We start from the raw sequence: 18,226 nt of genomic DNA on the forward strand, positions 1-18,226 counted from the left end.
ACGAAGGGGATAGCGATGGTGCCGCAGAGTCGGTACTGGTTGGCACTGGCGGGCCTGGTCGGCCTGGCCGACCAGGCCATCAAGGGGCTGGTGCAAGTGCTGATGCCGTATGGCCAGGCCATCCCGCTGACCCCATTCTTAAACTGGGGTCACTGGTGGAACACGGGGGCAGCCTTCAGCTTCCTCGCCGACTCAGGTGGCTGGCAGCGCTACCTCTTCCTGTGCCTGACAGGAATGGCGGCTATCGTGCTGACGTTCCTGTTGTGCAGGCCCAGGCCCCGCCTGGAGGCGCTGGGGTACAGCTTGATACTGGGTGGCGCGCTGGGTAATGGCATCGACCGCCTGGCGCGAGGGTACGTGGTGGACTACCTGGACATCTACTGGCGAGAGTGGCACTGGCCCGCCTTCAACCTGGCGGATATCGCCCTGTTCCTGGGGGTCATCGCCTTTGCGATGGCGGCTTTGCATGAGCTCCCCTCCCCCAGATTGTCCGAGTGACGGCATGGATGCACAGAACCAGCCAGTCCGGGACATGACGCCTGTCGGACGGCTTTCTCCGGTCCTCGGCTGTTTGCTGGCCCTGACCGCCGGAGGATTGACCACCCTTAGCGCCGCGCCCTTCACGCTGTGGTGGCTGGGCCCGGTGGCGGTGGCCCTGGTCTATGTCGGCATTCATGCCCTGACACCCGCTCAGGCCGCCCTCCGCGGCTGGTGCTATGGCGTGGGCCTGTTCGGCTCCGGCACCTCCTGGGTCTTTGTCGCAATCCACGACTACGGCTATACGGGGGCGCCACTGGCGCTCTTCCTCACCGGCCTATTCGTGGCCAGCCTGGCGCTGTTCTTCGCCGTGCCTTTCTGGCTCTATCGCCGCGTCACGAGTCCGCGGTTGGCCTTCCTCAGCTTCGCCGGCCTCTGGGTAGTGAGCGAATGGCTGCGCACCTGGCTGTTTACCGGGTTTCCCTGGCTGCTGCTGGGCACGTCCCAAGTGGACTCGCCGCTGGCGGCCTGGGCCCCGGTGGGCGGCGTCTATCTGCTGTCGCTGATCACCGCCCTGACCGGCACCCTGGGCGTGGAGCTCCTGCGCCGCCGCTGGTGGGCCGCGGCGCCCATCGCCGCTCTCTGGCTGACTCCCTTGGCCCTGCCGTCCCAGTGGACCTCGCCGGCAGGCGAGCCGCTGCGGGTCGCCCTGCTGCAGGGCAACCTGGCTCAGTCGATCAAGTGGAAGCCCGAAGGCCAGCGCGAGGCGGTCAACATCTACACGTCGTTAACACGGAAGCAGCCCGACGACCTCGACCTGATGGTCTGGCCCGAGGCCGCCCTGCCGATGTTCGAGGAGAACGCGCGGCCCATACTGGAGCGGGTACAGTCCAACCTGTCGCCCGACACCGCCTTGCTTACCGGCATCCTGCAGCGCGACGGCGGCGACAACTACAACGGCGTGATCGGCCTGGGTAACGCCGAGGGCCAGTATCGTAAGGTGCGTCTGGTGCCTTTCGGCGAGTACCTGCCGCTGAAGCGCCTGCTCGCCGACACCATCGCCTTCTTCGACTTGCCCATGCCGGTCATGACCCCCGGGGCCGAGGCTCAGGGGCCGATCCACGCCGCCGGAACCACCATCGGTAACGCCATCTGCTACGAGATCATCTATGCCGATCGTGTCGCCGAGCAGGCGCGCGATGCCGAGCTGTTGCTGACGGTCTCCAACGACACCTGGTTCGGCCGCTCCATCGGCCCCCTGCAGCATCTGCAGATGGCCCGCCTGCGTGCGCTGGAGAACGGCCGGTACCTGATCCGCGCCACCAGCAATGGTGTGACCGCCATCGTCGATCCTCAGGGCCGTGTCACGGCCCGCGCACCACAGTTCCAGGCGACGAGCCTTCGCGGCGAGGTGATGCCCATGGTGGGAAACACGCCGTTCACCCGAACCGGTAGCTGGCCGACCTGGCTGTTGGCCGGCTTACTGGTGCTGCCTGGATGGCGATTCAACACACGTCGGTCTGGATGATAAGGGTCCAGCCGAAAAGGGAGAGAATGATGACGTTATCCGAATCCCACTCTGGCACAGCGAGGAAATCTCCAGGGTGGCAACTCCGGACACGCACGCTGATGGGAGTGCTGGCAGGCTGGCTCGCGCTCATCGGCGTTGCTCAGGCCCAGGAGGAGAACAAGTGGCCACTCGGCCACTATCCGCTGCCTGAAAAAGGCAATGTGATCGGCGACACCTACCGCATAACGGTGGAGGATCGAGAAGAAACCCTGCTCGATATCGCCAGGCGACACAACCTGGGGTACAGGGAGATCGTGCGCGCCAACCCGGACGTGAGCATCTGGATTCCCGGCGAGGGTACCGAGGTGACCATACCCGGGCGCTTCATCCTGCCCGCCGCAGAGCGCACTGGTATCGTCATCAACATCGCCGAGCTGCGCCTTTATTACTATCCCGAGGTGGATGACGACGAGACATCACGTGTCGAGACCTATCCTATCGGCATCGGTCGCGAGGGCTTCGATACCCCCCTCGGTGTGACCAAGACCACCATGAACATCAAGAACCCCGCCTGGTACCCACCCGAGTCGGTTCAGCGCGAAGCCAGGGCACGCGGTGAAGAGGCGCCCAGCGTGGTGCCACCAGGCCCGGACAATCCGCTGGGAGACCATGCCATTATCCTGGGTTTCGATGGCTACTTGATCCATGGGACCAACCAGCCGGATGGTATCGGCATGCGTGCCAGTCGTGGCTGTATTCGCATGTTCCCTGGGGACATCGAGTCGATCTTCGACCGCGTGCCCGCCGGCACCCAGGTCCGAATCGTCAACCAGCCCATCAAGATCGGCTGGCATGAAGGGCAACCGCTGGTTCAGGCATTCCCGCCCCTTGAGGGGGAGGGGCACAGCATGTCCACGTTGGTAGAGACCGTCACACGCCTCAACCAGCGCAAGGCCGAGGGCTGGAACTTCGATTACGAACAGCTTCGTGGCCTGTTGGATGACCCCAGCGGTCGCATGGTAGCCCTGAATCCCATGCCGGAGCCGGATAAAACACCTGACCCTGACTACCAGGGTATCTACGCAGAAATTGCGCTGCGCAGGCCATGACGACGACAACATGGCGGGTCCTGTCAGTCTCGTGACGCTGACTTCAGGCGTGGCTGATACAGGATCTATCGCCCTCTGCAGGAGCACTGGCGGTGCGTTGGCAGTATACCCAACCACTGAACTGGTGCCCTGCCTTGGGGCGCGGCCTTCCTCGCCTCCCAGGCACCGAGGTGCGGGCTCTGGCTTCATCTGCGTTTATTGTCCCACCTTGCCGCATGGCGCGGTGGGCTCCTAGTCTCATCGTTGGCATGCCGATTCTGGGGAGGGACGGGCTATCGACCTCGACGTTGCTCTGGGCTACTTGCTGCCGTGGGAGTTCTCGCTGGCCTGGTCGGGGGCCTGCCTGCTGGCCATCGTGCTCTACCTGCGTGGCCTCCGGCAGCGCCGACGGCGAGGCGAGGCCACCGGCGCAGGTCGAGTCCTTGCCTACCTGCTGGGTGTCGCCACCATCTATGGCGTCACCCAGACCCATTACGACTACCTCGCCCAGTACATGTTCTTTACCCACCGGGCACAGCATCTGGTACTGCATCACGCCGGTCCCTTCCTGATTGCCCTGGCCGCCCCCCTGCCGGTACTGGCAGACGGCTTGCCGATCCGAATCAGGCACTTCTCAGGATGGAGGCCGATCGCGCGCCTGCTGCGCCCCGTATACCGGACGCTTCAGCATCCACTGATCGCTCCCGTACTGTTCGTCGGGCTGATCTATTTCTGGTTGGTTCCCGAGGTCCACTTCGATGCGATGCTGAGTACCGACCTGTATCAAGTGATGAACTGGAGCATGGCGCTGGATGGGTTGCTTTTCTGGTGGTTGATCCTGGATCGCCGCACGCCGCAGCAGGGCGGCCTCGGCTACGGCAAGCGCATCGCCATCCTGTTGGCGGTGATTCCGCCGCAGATCGTGCTGGGGGCCTATATCGTCTTTAGCAAGAATGTCATTTTCGATGTCTATGAGGTGTGCGGGCGCGCCTGGCCGCTGGACCCTCTGACTGACCAGCTCCTCGGTGGCCTGTTGACTTGGGTGCCGGCCACGATGATGAGTGCCATCGGGGTTCTGATCATTCTCAGCTTTCTGTTCCGTGATGCCCGCAAGGAGGATGCCGCTGATGTCTCTCACGCCACACCCTAGTCTGACGCGACTAGCGAAACGCTGGTGCTCGACCTTCCTGCTGCTGATCGCGACGTCCGGCACGCTGGCGGCTGCCGAACTGGAGGTCAGCGAGGCGCGTCTTAGGCTCCTGCCCGGGGACCTGCCCGCGGCAGGCTATTTCACCCTCATCAATACCAGCGAAAAGGGCGTCACCCTGACAGGAGCGGATAGCCCCGCTTTCGGTAATGTCATGATGCACCGCAGTGTCAATCAGGATGGCGTCACCAGCATGGAGCCCGTCGCCCAGCTGGAGCTGGCGGCGGGGGAGCAGGTCGAATTCGCTCCGGGTGGCTACCATCTCATGCTCATGAAGCGGGCTCGCCCCCTCGCCGTTGGTGACGACGTCGAGGTGAATCTTCATTTCGCCGGCAATCAGCGACAGCGTGTCACGTTCCGCGCCGTGGCGCCGACAGCACAGTAGGGGAGCAGGATGCGCCGATGCATCATGGCACTATTCGTGACGTTATGGATTGCAGGCTGCAGCGATCCAGACTGGCAGACCAAGGATATCTCGGGGCTGATGCCTTCCCTGGCGTTCGAACTCATCGACGAGAACGGGAATACGGTGAGCGCCGATCAGTTCCTCGGCAAGACGACGCTGCTGTTCTTCGGCTTCACCCATTGCCCCGATGTCTGTCCGACCACCCTATCGCGTCTCGACGCGGCCACCCAACGCATGGATGAGACCGCGCGCGATGAAATCCAGGTGCTCTTCGTCTCGGTGGATCCTCGCCGCGATGACGCCGAGACTCTGGATAGCTACACCGACGCCTTCGGCCCCCAGTTCGTCGGCCTCACGGGGGATAAAGCGGCACTCGATAAGCTGACACGCCGCTATCGGGTGACCTACGGATATGGCGAAGAAGACAGCGAAGGCAACTATGATGTGTCGCACTCCAGCGCTGTCTTCGCCTTCAATGCGCAGGGAGAGGCGCGCCTGCTGATCCGCGACAGCGACCCCATGGAGGCCGTGGTTGCCGACCTTGAAAGGCTGACCGGCGAGGCCTAGGGTGACTGGCTCTCTTCTGCAGCAGCTCAGTCCGCGACGAGGCTACCGTTCACATCATGCGCGCCACACTGGAGCAGCATCAGGTCTGGATCTATCTCACCGCGATCCTGGCTGGCCTGGCGATCGGCTGGGGATCGCCGGATACGACCCAGCGTTGGGAGATATGGCTCTGGCCACTGCTTGGCGTGCTGCTCTATACCACCTTCACCCAGGTGCCCCTGCTTCATCTGACCCGGGCATTTCGCGACCGGCGATTCATGATGGCGCTAATGGTGGGCAATTTTCTGCTGGTTCCGCTGGCCGTTGCTGCCTTGTCGCTGCTGTTGCCAGAACAGCCTGCCATTCGACTCGGCGTGCTCCTGGTACTGTTGGTCCCCTGCACGGATTGGTTTATCAGTTTTGCCCATCTGGGTAGAGGAGATAGTGCGCGGGCGATTGCAGCCGCCCCGTTGCTGCTGCTGGTTCAACTGGTGATGCTGCCGCTGTATGTCTGGTGGTTGATTGGCGATCTGGCCATCGAACTGACAGCCGACAGCCACCTGCTGGCGGCCTTCTCAGGCCTGATTGTCACCCCCCTAATACTGGCCTGGCTGACCGAACGGGTTGCCGAGCGACACATCGTCATCGAGGAAGCCGTCGATGGGATGGGCTGGCTCCCCATCCCCCTGCTGGCACTGGTGGTGTTCCTGATTGCCGGTTCCCAGGTTAGCCTGGTGGTCGACAGCGGCATGCTACTGTGGCGGGTTGTAGCGGTTTTCGTGCTCTACCTGATGGTCGCGGCGGCCCTCGGCAAGCTGTTGAGCCAGGTGTTCCGGCTTCCTGCTGCCACGGGCCGCACGCTCACCTTCAGTCTCGGCACACGCAACTCCTTCGTCATGCTGCCACTGGCACTCTCCTTGCCTGAGGCCTGGAGCGCAGCGGTCGTTGTGATCGTTTTGCAGTCGCTGGTGGAACTGCTCGGGATGGTGGCCTTTCTGCGCTGGGTGCCGACTAGGCTGATAAAATAGTGCGTAACATCGCGTTGAGAAAAAGCATGAAGTTTCATCATTTCCCAACACTTCCTGGATAGTTAGAAGGCTCTAAACTGTTATATCTAGATCTTCTTTAAAAGATGACTTTAGACCCAGTTTTTCCTGGATGATCCGGTCGCGAAGGACTCCATTCGATTTTTCTGAGCAAGCCAGCTCCCGCTCAACAGCGATAATTCGAACGGCCAGTTCAGCTTTGGTTTGGCGCATCAAATAATGCATACGTCGCCGCTCCGCATCGGTGGGACTTTCCACTTCGCGAGCAAGCGACCGACCAACAGCACGCCGCCGGCGAACGGGTTGGGCGGCTTCTTCGTATAATTGATGGCATTCAGGATTTCGAAGAATAGTGGACTCGGAGATACCCATTCCCGTGTCGGAGAGTTCGCGCGATATTCTCGCAATTCGTCCCAGCGTCACGGGACTTCCGATCTCCTGCAACCGACTGATCGCTCGACGCACGATCGTGACGCTTCGATTGCGTCGCTGCTGATGACTGCGCTTCAAACCGGCCATTGCAGCCTCTGGACGCGCCTTACGGGATTGTGGTGTCACCTCTCCTCCCTCCCGATGGTCAGTATGACGGGATCGGCAGCCGCCTGATCAGCTTGTTCCAGCAGTTCCATCTCGGCCAATACATCGTCGCAGCTCGCCATGGCTTCCTTTGCCTTGCGCCCTTCGGCGGGCAGGTTCTGTGCTTCTGCCATCTCCGCCATCTGCGCACAGGCCTGCCGGTAGACAATGACTTGGTCACGCTTGTGCCAGTCGGGCGCATTCCCGGCACAGCCAATGCAGGCGAACTTGATGGGACACTGACTGGCCACGGTGCACCGTCCACCGATAACCGGTATCAGTGCGCCCACCTGCTCCTGTGCGGCTTCGACCTGTCGTCGGATCTGTCCTGGGGATCGCACATGGGTACGAGACAGATCCACACGACTTTCAAAGATCTTTTGTTGCAACTCCATTAGCCGGGCCGGCGTCGGCTGGGAATAGTACTCGGTCACTCGCACATCTCGCTGCTTCATGAGGAGTGCGATCACATCCACGGGCGTGTTCAACGCCCGCATTTCCGTGGCAAAGCCGTGGCGCAGCAGGTGGGAAGTGACCCGCACGGCTTCACCGGTAGCAGTTTGCAACGAGATGCCGTGCAACATGATGGACATCGTCGCATTGACATCCTTATGACTGAAATGCTTTCCGGCATGCTGCCATAAGTAGGGCGCCGGTCGAAGTTTGTGACGCAAGCTTCTGGTAGGCGGGATGGTCTCCAGGTACTGTCCTCGCTCACGCTGGAACTTCCACCAGGCGTGTAGTGCCCTCATGCAGCGCTCGTCAATATAGTAGGGCTCTTCTGCCTGGCGTCCCTTGGGGATCGCGCGGAAAGCAATCGCTTCACGATCTTTGGCGAGAAGCACTCGTGATAAGTACTCTTGACTCAATCTTATCTGCAGGAACTCGTTCATGCGAGCCCCGGTCTTGGTCATGATCTGAATGGCCGCATGCCCGACGAGAGCGGCTAGCCTGAGTGCCTCCAGTGGAATAAAGGTTATGTCAAGATCCCGTGAGATTCGCTCCAGCCAATGGGATATAGACACACCCCAAGTTGATCGTGGCGGGAGTTGGAAAGCCGCCTTTGAGAAGCCGTTATGCCTCAGAAAGTCAGAATCGATAACTTGAGACTTAAGCACATTGGCCTGCAAAAGCTCGATGAACCAGTAAGGCTCTATCAAAGTGGCATCATCACGAGCATGGCCACCCTCATAGCTTAGGAAGTAACGTGCCTGGTTACCTACCTTCGCACGTATACGCTGACGCTGATCCTGATGATAATAGAAGTCTTCTGCCACGGGCTCATGCACAGAACGCAATGTTGCGGAATCCCAGAGCCTGAAATGCTGCTGTGTCGGTCGAGTGCGGCCTGATGTTGATACCGTTTCATCGGTGATCGAGAATGACATCGGCAGGGCTTCCCCTTCCCGTTCATGATGGGCAATGGCGTCCTGAAAGGCTGTATGCAGTCGCTCGACCTGAATGCTTCGGCGCTCGGCCACATCACGAAGCAGATAGAATTGATCATGTACAACGGCGGTCGCTGCCTTGCGACGCATCCTCTGGTCGGTTCTCACGTCTCGATGGATAGTGGAGCGGTGCCAGAAGTGGTCATCCTTCAATCCACTGAGCTGCCAGGGCGCCACGGCCCGGCGCTGCTCGGGTGTCAGTCTAAGCAAGTAATCCTCTTGTTTGCGCAGCAGGCGAAAATAGGTCTGCAGGAACCGACCGCGTTTGGGGGAGCCTTCTTCCGGCAACACCTCACCATCATGGTATCTTTGGTAAAACACCTCAGGGTCAAGTGCGTCGATATCCGGTAGCTTCAACTGTTTCAGATAGCGCGACATGTTGGAAAAGAAAGTGATGTCGTTAGGCCGGTTTCCATCGGCGAAGGTCATGACGAAGAATGCCACATCCCGAAGTTTCGGCTGCGAAATGGAGTGAATCATCCGTCGTTGGGATTCATTGAAGGGCCGTCCCATGGTCGGTGATTCCAGAAAGGTCAACGGTAGGTGATGGAGCGCCGGCGATACCCTGTCGAGCACCCTCTCCAGCGTGATCTCCTTCCATGCTCGCAGCGGCCTGGCCTGATGCCCCGTTTCTTCTTCCCAACGCCGGATTTCTTGTTTAATGTGACGATCGTTGTGCTCGGAGATCCGCAGGACCTCGCTGTAGGCGACCGTATGTCCCTCGCTATGTAGGTGCTCAATGGTCAGACGTGTGAGCCGCGTAAGCACTTCACGTGAACGCCGCGTATTGGGAAGGGAATAGCGAAAGGTGTTGAAGTCCCGACGCCAGCCCTCATAGGCCTCACGACTGTCGACTGGGGCGCTCAAGAGCTCATCGGCCAATGTTGCCACATAGTGGCGCGAATACCCCGACACGGTGGCGACGCTAAATCCTAAGCATCTACTGATGTCGGCCAGCTTGAAGGGAGTGCCGAGCCGGCGACGACGGTCCAGTTCGGCCTTGATCGATTCATTGCGCCGATTCAGCGCATGATTTTCGCCCACGAGGACGGTGGTACCGGAGGTGTCGAGAGATTTCCAGGCAACCGTGCGCGCTACCTGATGACCGGTCTCCTGCTCCCAGAGAACCAACTCCTCATTGAGGACCTGTCTTCGTCCTCCCGTAAGGACTTCAACTGCGTTCACCGTCATCACCGCGTTCTCGCGATGCAGCTGTTCGATGACCAGCCGCGCAAAGCGTCGGAACAGAACCGGACCACTTGTTGTGCGCGTAATAAAGGGGCGAAAGGTGCGGTAGTCACGTACCCAGCGTGCATAAGCTTCTTTATTCTCGACTGCCGTGTCCAACAACTCCGCTGCCAGTTCACGGACATAATGCTGGGTAACGCCACTGATCGTCTTGCGATCGTAGCCGGTTACCGCCATAATTTCCTGGTTCACGAATGCCACACCCAGCTCGCGTCGGCGATCAAGATCGGCACGTATCGTAAGCCGTCGATGCTCCGGATCAACGCGGTGTTGCCGTGCCGGCGGCGTCATGGTTTCAGCATCTCATCTAACATTTGCTGGCTCTCGGTAAGTGACTCGGGACGAGGAGCCGGTTGGGAACGGCGAGCGCGATCATGCCGGTGCTCACGTTCGATGCGAGCATGAATGCGATGAGCCAACTCCGGCAGGTTATGCCGGCGGATAGCTTGGTCATAGATTGGCAGCATGTCGCTTGTCCAGGCCATGAGCTCACGTAGGGCACCACGCAGGCTCTGCAGTTCCTCGGCGGATCGGGCACGCTGGTGGATGTCATTGAGCGCCTGTGTCACGAACCAGTGGCGGACCTGATGGCAACGCACTTGTAGGCCCGCGGCGTTTAGCGCCGGTGCCCAATAGTCGCGGCGGAAGTGGTCCGGGTTCATTGATGTGCCGCGTCGAGTCAGAAACAGTGGAATGCGGTGAAGGGCTTCCACAGGGAGTTCAGCGAGTTCCGACAGCCCATATCCTCGGGGATCTAGCCGAGCACGCTGCTCGTCCACATATCGTCGCAAGACCTTGGCCGTGCGGTCGGTAATGAACAGCCTTTTCACTCGGCGTCCATGACTTCCCTTGCTGATCGCCAACATCTCTCGCATAAAACCACTCTGTACCCAGTCCGCCACGCTGAGTTGGCAAGCCTCGTGCACACGGCAGCCGCTATCAAAGAGGATACGTACCAAGGCGGTTTCACGTAGTGTCCACCCCCACTGCTCACCAGCTGACATGACCTTATTCATCAGGGCTGGTTCATCCAGTATCTCGGGTAACCATTGATTCCCCTTCAGCCGGAAATAACTGGCGGAAAGGCGTATCTCTCGAACGCCGTCTACGCCGCTGTCAGCAGGCATGGGCATTCGACCATGGGCATCGACAAACGCTCGGAGTTGCCGGCGGCGCTCCTCTTCGATGTAACGGCGGGCGCCGTCGGCATCCATCGGATTGCCATGGTGATAGTGACCGTGCTCATGCAGTACCGTGTAGAACGATCTCAGCGCCGCCAGGAGCCGTTCTAGGCGCCGGCCAGTCTGCCAAGTCGGTTCGATCCGACGGGTTTCGAATCCACCGCGATCTCGACCCAACGCCACGATGCACTTCATTTCCGAAGCGAGAAAGAAAGCCAACAGTGCCCGCACCTGAGCCGGTGGCCCCAGCAACTGCCAACCCTGTCGAATCACGACGGGATGATCTGTCGCCCATGAAGCAAAGGAAACCACTTCCCTCGTGTAGGCTCTTGCCGTCAGCGATGCATGGTGACGCACGGACATGCAGGCATAGAGGGTCAGCTCTGGGTGCGGCAACCCTTCTCGATCCACAACATGAAAGGGAAAGTCCCCTTCGGCACGTAGGACCCGATAAACCGGCATGAGAGAGGTTACCTCATCAGGGAAGGCGCACTGATGCTACCTGCACGTGTCCGATGACTGTGTTGTAGCATCATCAGTCAGAAAGAGTCTGCTCTGTAGTATAGGGCCAAGGTGGCCACCGGCATCGCCAAGAAGCAACCCGCCTATGGGGGTGTCTGCGTCCTCGAGGCGGACCACCCGGCGACCCGGACTCACTTGGGGCGCATGCCCGTGACGGATGTGTGGGGCGTGGCGAGCCGGACAGGCGAGAAGCTGGCGCGGCTGCGTATCCACGCCGCCCTGGATCTTCGCGAGGCCAACCCCAGCGAGATCCGCAGACGCTTTGGCATTGTGCTCGAGCGGACCCTATGGGAGCTGCGCGGCCAGGATGTGATCCGCCTGGATGACATCGACCAGAAACGCCAGAACATCATGACCAGCCGCACGTTCGGGAGCACCACCGGGCGCCTCGAGGATCTGCGCGAGGCGGTTCGATCGCATGCGCAGGCTGGCGCCGAGAAGGTGCGCCGCCAGCAGTCCGTGGCCCGGGCCGTGATGGTGTTCCTGTCGACGCCTCGCTTTCGCAGCGACCTCCCCCAGGACTTTCCCAGCCTGACCCTCACCTTGCCGCGGCCGACCGATGACAGCCGGCTCATCGTCGCTGCGGCACAACGTGCCCTGGAGGCCATCTACCGGCCAGGACTGCTCTATGCCAAGGCAGGCGTCATGATGGTCGACCTCGTGGATCGTGAAGGCATGCAGCTCGATTGGCTCGAGGGTCAACAGACGGAAGCCGAGCGCCAGCAGTCGGCGAAGGTGATGGGCGTGATGGATGCCCTCAACCGCGAGTTCGGCCGGGGCACGGTGACGCTTGGGGGCCGCCGTCAGGATGAGCGCTGGCGCCAGCGGCATGCACGGCAGACGCCGCGGTTTCTGACCTCATGGGATGAGCTGCCCAGCGTGAGAATGGGCTGAGACGAAGCGGAAGGCGCTACTTCGCCCTTGGCGGGGGGAGCATGCGCTGAAGCACCCTGTCGGTGAATCCAGCGTCATCCTCTGGCACGTTGCCGCCCTCCTCCTGGATGATCCAGCTGAGCGCGGCATGCAGCATGTAGGCCTGCACATGAGACGGCACCGGAAAGGTGCCAGCCCGCCATTCATAGAGCCTGTTCGGACGGTACTTGGTGCCCAGGTCGCGGTTGAGCTGGGCCAGGGCCTCCGACTTGGGGTGCGTGCCGCCAGCGGTGGCGACGTGGAGCCAGGAGTCTATGAGGTTGGAGGGCTTGGGCATCAGGGATTATCGGTTCGTGAAGAGGGAATGTAGGGCCTTGCTCAGAAAGCCTCGCTTGGGCTCACCCGACGCTTCAGCGGGTTCCGGCGCCGCCTCGGGGACCGAGGCCGCGTCCTCAGCATCGCTCCTCAGGGTGGCCGCCTCGGGCTCACCGCGGAAGTAGTTGGCCAACGCGACCCGCTCCTCAAGATACGATGTCGAGACACTGTTGGACAGGTCCGCGGCCTCTGCCGGCGTGAGCACGGCAGGAGAGCCCTCGACCTCTTCTGCGATCGCCCTCAGGCCTTCCTGGTTGAAGGGCAGCTCTGCGCCCCGGAAGATGGCCGAGAGGATGGCTTGCAGCATGCCGATGGTCGGTATCTCCTCGCCCTCTATCCCGAAGATCCAGCTGCCCTCGAGGTTGAAGAAGAACGTCCCCATGGCCTCGTCGTAGCCGGCCACGCCATGGCTGAGCCAGTCATAGAGGTCGTACCCTACGAGGTCGGTGAGGTCTTCCTGGGCCTCGGTGGGGTCGTGTAGCACCTTGAAGAAGCCGTGTCGTGACATAGGTAGTGTCCTATCCCTGTGATGGTTTGTGCTGGTCGATCCAGCAGAAGTGTTCGCCCGGCGTGAGCCACTGGCCCTGGAAGTTGATATGGCCAAGGGTCACATTGCCGAGGAGCGGATGGTCACGCCGAGCGTAGTCAGCGCAGCCTGGATTGGTGCAGTAGCAGCTCAATGGGTAGGCGACGTTGCCGCACGAGTTGCAGCGCGACACCGGGTATATCTCCAGCATGGCCTGCTGCTGCTCGAGGTCATCGTCGTAGGTGCTGCTGGGTGCGTGCGTCTTGGCACCTTGCAGCTTCCGCCGCAGTCGCTGCATAGCGTCGTTCATGGTCGCGGCTTCTCCAGGCGCCCTACAGAGCGCCCTCCTCGAGGTGGATCTGTGCCGGGGCCGGTTGCGTCCCAACGCCGCGGAAGAGCTGCGCGGCCTTGCCTGCCTCGCGTCCCGAGCGGATCGCATGGATCTCCTGCTCGCTGCTGGCTGGGGGCTGCTCGCGCCACTCGGCCTTTTCCAGCTCACCGTAGGTCTTCTCCTTGAAGCGCTCGATCACGTCGCGGTCCTGCTCGCTGATCGCGATGGCCTCCACCTTGGAGCGCACGGCTTGCACCCAGGACTCGCAGAACAGGTCGCAATGGCGGCTTTTCCGACGGGGCGCCATGCGCGGGTGCAGCTCCTTCCTGTAGCGGTTGCGGTCGGCGCTGATCTGGCGGAACAGCACCTCATAGCAGTATTGGGCTGCCTGGGGCTTCTCGCCGATGCCGACGAAGACGGCCCAGTTCTGCCAGACGCCACCGAGCTTCTGGTAGCGGTTCATGACTTGCACGCCGAACACCTCGCCGATGGTGCTTCTCAGAAACACCACCCAGGCGGGCAGTGACTTCGCACGAGACGCGCCCCGCGCCTCGGCCTCGCTGACGGTGTGCAACGACAGGTCTGAAGCGGTCAGGTTGTGCTTCTCCATCAGCTTCTGGGCCTGGCGCAGCGCGGCAGCTGCCTCTGCCGGGTTGTCGCTGCTGGCGAGGTTCATGCACTTCTGGATCTTGTCCAGGACGCGGCTCGTGCTCATGTGGAAAGGCCTCCTTAGGCGTTCAACTGGCTCATTGGCTTTGGGCCATGGCGCTGGCTTCCCAGTCCGCCTCTTCCACCCACTGGTTCACTCGCTTGGCAACACTGTCCCAGCTCTCACCGTCGAGGAGTCGATCGATCGCTTGCTGTTGCTGGGCGGGCTCCAGGTGGTCGAACAGGGTATGCAGGCTCAGTTCACGGCGGGCTGCATCGGTCTTCATCGTCATGGGTCATTCCTTACGTCAGGTTGATGGAAAGGCCGAGCCCATGGGGCTCGGCAGGCCTTTCCAGCTATCCAGGGCGCGTGACCACCGGGCATGGAAAGGCCTGGAAAGCATGGAAACGTGGTCACGCCGCGTCCCAGCAGCAGGCCTCCCAGGCGTCGACCACCGAGAGGAGGACCGACGAGCAGGAGGCCTGCATGGAGGTGATGGGGAGGCGCCGGCCGGGCTCGACGGTCAGCGAGGCTGTCTCACCCGATTCGGTGGTGAGGGTCAGCGTGCCTTTGCGCTGCTGCCCGAGGGCGCCCACCAGCTCCTCGAGGCTGACTGGTTGCCGCTGCTGCCTACCTGTTCCGAGGGTGACGCGCTCGAGCGATCCGTTGACCAGCTTTCCGATCCCTTGCGGGGTCAGCTCACCCAGCAGGCGTTCCAGGATGCTCATGAGGGACGGGGGTGCCTCGGCACAATTCGCCGAGGGAGCTTGTTCAAGCGCCAGCATGGTGACGGAGGCTCCGTGTTTCCTCGCGAACCTTGGCAACCCAGTCCCAGTAGGAGAGCTGTGTGTCGCCGTTCTGATATTCGAGCTGCCAGTCCTGGCGGGGGAATTGCGGGTGCTCGTGGGAGGCCTTGCGGCCTCGCAGCGGAATGTTCTGGTTGTGATCGGTCATGAGATCGCTCCGTGATGCAGAGTTACGCAGCAGCCTCGCTGCAAAACGTGGCTTTCCAGTCATGGATGGGAAGTCCGGGGACAGGGCGGGCATCGGGGTCGAGCATGAGCCACCGAAGGCCAGCGCTGCGCGCTTCCTTGGCGAGGGCGCACAACACCGGCAGATCGACATGAGCGGCCTCACTCGGGTAATGCGCCGCGCAGTCCCGTGGAAAGTCGGCGGATATGACGAACCATTCTCGATGGGCGCTTGCCCCTGTGATCGCGCGATTAGCCAGCAGGATGGCCACGGTTTCCGCCTCCTCTTCCGGGAGGTGGAAAGTCCTCAGTGTCACCATGCGCTGGGCCTGATTGATGGGGGCAAGAGCCAATGGAGATGTCATGCGTTCACCTGTCCCGCCGAATGGATGTGGTTCTATTATAGTCCCAGATATAGGACTATTCCAAGAGACCGAGGCGTCGGCCCCGGCCAAAGGAGAGCCGGTGTCACAGCATGGGTAGGGGCGTGACCGTCACTCAGGGGGGGAAGATCGAATTTCGCATGCGAAATCGCCCCGGCCTTCTGGGTGCGGTTATTGCTATGTCGAAGGATGTGATGTGTGGCACGCTCGATGTGTCATTTCCCGGATCAGAGAGGCAGGCATGTCAGAGTGGACGTGTGACACATGCGGAGGTCGCATCACTGAGGCTAAGGACGGCTGGGTAGAGTGGCTGTATGAGCACGACAGCGATCGTGAATACGGGCTGCGGCTTGTTCATCATCGCCCTGCATCGCCGCGGCCTGGGGGTTGCCAGTATGACGGTAGGGAAGAATTTGCCCGCTCCAGAAGCTCGGTAAAGGATCTTGAGCTGCCGTTCTTCCTCTCGCCTGATGGGCTGATGCAGCTCCTGCAAATGGTGTCAGATGGCCGTTTTTCAGACCGGGAGGAGGTGCTGGAAATGATCAAGCGCCTGCACGTTCCAGGCTACGAGAAGGCCCATCGGCACCTGGAGGCAGCCGTAGCGGAAGGGGTCTACGAGCCTAATGCACCGCTGATGTACCCTTTCCAAGACCAGATTCAGCTCGCCAATGCGTGGATAGACCGGGAGCGCGAGAAGGAACACTGACAGCAGAAAAAAACCGGGCAACCTCAGTGTTGAGGCTGCCCGGTCGGGTCGGGTCATTCATGGGGCGACGACTCACCCCTCTTATTGTGCCGGAGTGGCAGCTTCATCCGGCTGATCATCCAGGGTGTCAGAGGCAGCCGATAGGGATGCCTCGGCCATGGCAGCCGCGTTCTCTCCAACTTCCTCGGGGCTGAGCTGCCCCCCTCCCTCGCCAAGCAGGATCGCGTGCATGGCGACCATCGTGTATGCCTCAAGCCGGGTCATCTCCAGGGCAGGCTTGGTGAAACGTGAGGTGTTGAGGGTGTCATCGCCCATGATGCTCTCCTTTCAGTTGGGGGCCGCGCTGGACGCGGCCCCTTGCTCGATCAGACTTTCTCCCAATCACCCTTTGCGTTCTGGCAAGTGGTGACGTTCTGCTCGCTGTCCTCGGGGCCGCCTGTGACGCTGATCTGGTAGTCGATGCAGGTGCGACCTTCGGCGTCCACATACGGATCGCTCTTGGTGACATTCTGCTGCATGTTGGCTACGTCCTCGAACCCTACCTCGGGATCACCTTGCATGGCGGCGAAAGCCCCGCGCATCCCCTTATCGACCACGCCCAGCGCCGTTGCGCCAGCCGCGCCGTAGGCGGCACCGCTCATGCCCGCGCTGCCGCCATTGACCAGGCCGCGAACGCCGCCCATTTGTCCCGCTGCCCGTGCGCCTGCGGCACTGGCGCTATTGGAGCCGCGACCGCTGATGGCGTCGGCAACGCCGCCGATGGCATTGGCTGCGGCCCCCTGGAGGTGTCCTGCGCTTTGCGGAACGGCACAGCCTGTCGCCAGAACGAGCAGGGAAGTGGCAGCCAGACCTTGGAATGTGCGCTTGATCATCATTTTCTTCTCTCCCTTGGTTGTGATCCCGAGCAATGTTGCTCGATACTTGTAATTATACAATACGACGGTTTACAGCTCAAGCCGATGCGGCATCATTTGCGTATCAGTATGCTTGCCTCGGGTCAGGATTTCGCATGCGAAATCGCTAAAGCGAGTGTACCGCAAAGGCGTTGGTCTGATACCGCAACCGCATGGCCTGGCAAGGCGACCGCCGATGCGCCGGGTGGACTTAACTAAAAAACGTCGTATTGTATAGATAAGGCTTTATAATGGACTCTGACACGTTGATTCAGGAGGCAGAAGCCGACCTTTCCCTGCTGTCGAGGCTCGTTGTGGGACGGGCCTCAATGCAGGAACGCAACGGGAAACTCGTGCTGGGGATCGACCAGGAGGGAGCGCGATTACTGACGATGGATCGCGTGAGGCAGGAGATCGAAAGCGCGGTTGAGCGAGTCTGGGGGCTGGAGGTCGTGTATGAGCGAGCGTAGTACCCGCCAGGCCCGGCAGTTAGTCAGGCGTCTTGCCCGCGACTGCAACCTTGAGTGGCCTGGCGGCGAGGAAAACGCCGCGCTCCTCTATGACCGCTCGACTCGCCGCTGGGAGCTGCGCTGCATCGACAGCACCCCCTCCCCCGTCATTCGTGGCCCTACCCCTCTCACACACCTGTTGCGCGATGGCTTCGTGCTGATCCGCTGGCCTGACGACCAAATTGAGCTGTTCCACGTTGAGACGGTTCATTCACAACTGCGCCACCGGCTTGAAAAAGCGGAGGTGGCCCAAGCCGGAGCATAGTTCGATGAGTACGAGCATCACCTATCGAGTCAGCCACCGTGCCTTGCTGGGCTACTGGCTGCTCATCCCCGTTGGGGCGGCGCTGTATGCTGCCCCCGACGCCCCATTCACGTTGGCCGGGGTGAACCCCGCCGCGCCGCTGACAGCCGCCCTTACCTGGGCCGGGATGGGGGTAGCCGCCTGGGGGCTGCTGAACGTGGCCTACCAGCGGCTGGCTCACAAGTACGTCATCGAGCCGGATCGCGTCATTGAGCGCCATGGGATCATCGCTCGGCGCGTGACACCGCTTCACATCCATCACATCCGCTCAACGGAGGTGAACCAGACCATCATGGGGCGGCTGCTGGGCTATGGCACCGTGGAAATGTCCGCCGCTGGCACAGGCACCAGTGAGGCCCGTTTCGATCGCGTATCGCGCCCCATGGACGTGATGGCCGCGATCGACGGTTCCGTGAGCAACAAGGCGTCCACCGCGGGAGGGGAGTAGCAA

Annotated in this window: 24 protein-coding genes; 11 read left to right on the top strand and 13 right to left on the bottom strand. The window is 61.4% G+C overall.

Annotation, left to right across the window (positions count from 1 at the left end; all coding sequences use genetic code 11):
• The first annotated feature begins 15 nt into the window (after positions 1-15).
• The 7 genes from lspA to HZS81_RS14095 all read left to right on the top strand — a co-directional run bounded on the left by lspA (position 16) and on the right by HZS81_RS14095 (position 6,262).
• Positions 16-498: a signal peptidase II gene (gene lspA / locus HZS81_RS14065; protein WP_206679560.1), complete on the top strand. Its 483-nt coding sequence runs from the start codon at positions 16-18 to the stop codon at positions 496-498.
• 4 nt (positions 499-502) lie between these two features.
• Positions 503-2,005 (top strand): apolipoprotein N-acyltransferase, encoded by a 1,503-nt coding sequence (lnt, locus tag HZS81_RS14070; RefSeq protein WP_027962128.1) that lies wholly within the window; start codon positions 503-505, stop codon positions 2,003-2,005.
• 101 nt (positions 2,006-2,106) lie between these two features.
• A complete protein-coding gene (locus tag HZS81_RS14075; RefSeq protein WP_043488184.1) occupies positions 2,107-3,096 on the top strand; it encodes a L,D-transpeptidase family protein in 990 nt (329 codons plus the stop codon).
• 301 nt (positions 3,097-3,397) lie between these two features.
• Positions 3,398-4,225, top strand: coding sequence for a cytochrome c oxidase assembly protein (locus tag HZS81_RS14080; protein WP_241697514.1), 828 nt, complete (start codon positions 3,398-3,400; stop codon positions 4,223-4,225).
• Positions 4,203-4,667 (top strand): copper chaperone PCu(A)C, encoded by a 465-nt coding sequence (locus HZS81_RS14085; RefSeq protein ID WP_089680918.1) that lies wholly within the window; start codon positions 4,203-4,205, stop codon positions 4,665-4,667. The genes HZS81_RS14080 and HZS81_RS14085 overlap by 23 nt, the downstream gene beginning before the upstream one ends.
• A gap of 9 nt (positions 4,668-4,676) precedes the next feature.
• A complete protein-coding gene (locus HZS81_RS14090; RefSeq protein ID WP_089680920.1) occupies positions 4,677-5,255 on the top strand; it encodes an SCO family protein in 579 nt (192 codons plus the stop codon).
• A gap of 56 nt (positions 5,256-5,311) precedes the next feature.
• Complete coding sequence (locus HZS81_RS14095; protein ID WP_027962123.1) at positions 5,312-6,262, top strand: arsenic resistance protein; 951 nt, start codon at positions 5,312-5,314, stop codon at positions 6,260-6,262.
• A gap of 72 nt (positions 6,263-6,334) precedes the next feature.
• Here the strand turns inward: HZS81_RS14095 and HZS81_RS14100 are convergent, their stop codons facing one another.
• From HZS81_RS14100 to HZS81_RS14110, 3 genes are read right to left on the bottom strand one after another with little or no spacing between them, the layout of a single operon-like run.
• Positions 6,335-6,838, bottom strand: coding sequence for a hypothetical protein (locus tag HZS81_RS14100; RefSeq protein WP_179931185.1), 504 nt, complete (start codon positions 6,836-6,838; stop codon positions 6,335-6,337).
• Positions 6,835-9,843 (bottom strand): site-specific integrase, encoded by a 3,009-nt coding sequence (locus HZS81_RS14105; RefSeq protein WP_179931186.1) that lies wholly within the window; start codon positions 9,841-9,843, stop codon positions 6,835-6,837. The genes HZS81_RS14100 and HZS81_RS14105 overlap by 4 nt, the downstream gene beginning before the upstream one ends.
• Positions 9,840-11,195 (bottom strand): site-specific integrase, encoded by a 1,356-nt coding sequence (locus HZS81_RS14110; RefSeq protein ID WP_027962122.1) that lies wholly within the window; start codon positions 11,193-11,195, stop codon positions 9,840-9,842. Before HZS81_RS14110 ends, HZS81_RS14105 begins: the two co-directional genes overlap by 4 nt.
• 204 nt (positions 11,196-11,399) lie before the next feature.
• On the opposite strand from HZS81_RS14110, the gene HZS81_RS14115 reads away from it, so the two are divergent.
• Positions 11,400-12,149, top strand: a complete 750-nt coding sequence (locus HZS81_RS14115; protein ID WP_179931187.1) for a DinB/UmuC family translesion DNA polymerase — start codon at positions 11,400-11,402, stop codon at positions 12,147-12,149.
• Positions 12,150-12,165: 16 nt separating this feature from the next.
• Here the strand turns inward: HZS81_RS14115 and HZS81_RS14120 are convergent, their stop codons facing one another.
• The 8 genes from HZS81_RS14120 to HZS81_RS14155 form a co-directional block, all read right to left on the bottom strand.
• Positions 12,166-12,465: a hypothetical protein gene (locus tag HZS81_RS14120; RefSeq protein WP_022524249.1), complete on the bottom strand. Its 300-nt coding sequence runs from the start codon at positions 12,463-12,465 to the stop codon at positions 12,166-12,168.
• A gap of 6 nt (positions 12,466-12,471) precedes the next feature.
• Positions 12,472-13,011: a hypothetical protein gene (locus tag HZS81_RS14125; protein WP_179931188.1), complete on the bottom strand. Its 540-nt coding sequence runs from the start codon at positions 13,009-13,011 to the stop codon at positions 12,472-12,474.
• Positions 13,012-13,021: 10 nt separating this feature from the next.
• The gene (locus HZS81_RS14130) at positions 13,022-13,339 is read right to left on the bottom strand and encodes a hypothetical protein (protein WP_179931189.1); all 318 of its coding nucleotides are present in this window, start codon (positions 13,337-13,339) and stop codon (positions 13,022-13,024) included.
• A gap of 22 nt (positions 13,340-13,361) precedes the next feature.
• Positions 13,362-14,075: a DUF7168 domain-containing protein gene (locus HZS81_RS14135; RefSeq protein ID WP_179931190.1), complete on the bottom strand. Its 714-nt coding sequence runs from the start codon at positions 14,073-14,075 to the stop codon at positions 13,362-13,364.
• A 31-nt stretch (positions 14,076-14,106) separates the two neighbouring features.
• Positions 14,107-14,301 carry a hypothetical protein gene (locus tag HZS81_RS14140; protein ID WP_022524252.1) on the bottom strand — a complete coding sequence of 65 codons (195 nt, stop codon included), beginning with the start codon at positions 14,299-14,301 and terminating at the stop codon, positions 14,107-14,109.
• Between the two features lie 121 nt (positions 14,302-14,422).
• Entirely contained in the window at positions 14,423-14,794 is a 372-nt protein-coding gene (locus HZS81_RS14145) for a hypothetical protein (RefSeq protein ID WP_179931191.1), read from the bottom strand.
• Complete coding sequence (locus HZS81_RS14150) at positions 14,781-14,963, bottom strand: hypothetical protein (protein WP_179931163.1); 183 nt, start codon at positions 14,961-14,963, stop codon at positions 14,781-14,783. Before HZS81_RS14150 ends, HZS81_RS14145 begins: the two co-directional genes overlap by 14 nt.
• A 22-nt stretch (positions 14,964-14,985) precedes the next feature.
• The gene (locus HZS81_RS14155) at positions 14,986-15,345 is read right to left on the bottom strand and encodes a DUF5983 family protein (RefSeq protein ID WP_179931192.1); all 360 of its coding nucleotides are present in this window, start codon (positions 15,343-15,345) and stop codon (positions 14,986-14,988) included.
• A gap of 259 nt (positions 15,346-15,604) precedes the next feature.
• On the opposite strand from HZS81_RS14155, the gene HZS81_RS14160 reads away from it, so the two are divergent.
• On the top strand, positions 15,605-16,069 hold the full coding sequence (locus HZS81_RS14160; RefSeq protein WP_179931193.1) for a hypothetical protein: 465 nt from the start codon (positions 15,605-15,607) through the stop codon (positions 16,067-16,069).
• An 81-nt stretch (positions 16,070-16,150) separates the two neighbouring features.
• Here HZS81_RS14160 and HZS81_RS14165 read toward each other — a convergent pair whose 3' ends face one another.
• Both HZS81_RS14165 and HZS81_RS14170 read right to left on the bottom strand, forming a co-directional pair.
• Positions 16,151-16,384, bottom strand: a complete 234-nt coding sequence (locus HZS81_RS14165; RefSeq protein WP_179931194.1) for a hypothetical protein — start codon at positions 16,382-16,384, stop codon at positions 16,151-16,153.
• A 50-nt stretch (positions 16,385-16,434) separates the two neighbouring features.
• Complete coding sequence (locus HZS81_RS14170; protein WP_179931195.1) at positions 16,435-16,944, bottom strand: hypothetical protein; 510 nt, start codon at positions 16,942-16,944, stop codon at positions 16,435-16,437.
• A gap of 474 nt (positions 16,945-17,418) precedes the next feature.
• On the opposite strand from HZS81_RS14170, the gene HZS81_RS14175 reads away from it, so the two are divergent.
• Both HZS81_RS14175 and HZS81_RS14180 read left to right on the top strand, forming a co-directional pair.
• Complete coding sequence (locus HZS81_RS14175; protein WP_022524259.1) at positions 17,419-17,736, top strand: hypothetical protein; 318 nt, start codon at positions 17,419-17,421, stop codon at positions 17,734-17,736.
• Between the two features lie 4 nt (positions 17,737-17,740).
• On the top strand, positions 17,741-18,223 hold the full coding sequence (locus HZS81_RS14180; protein ID WP_206679561.1) for a PH domain-containing protein: 483 nt from the start codon (positions 17,741-17,743) through the stop codon (positions 18,221-18,223).
• The last annotated feature ends 3 nt before the right edge of the window (positions 18,224-18,226 follow it).

Origin of the sequence: Vreelandella salicampi (assembly GCF_013415105.1) — a bacterium.
GTDB classification, from domain to species: domain Bacteria; phylum Pseudomonadota; class Gammaproteobacteria; order Pseudomonadales; family Halomonadaceae; genus Vreelandella; species Vreelandella salicampi.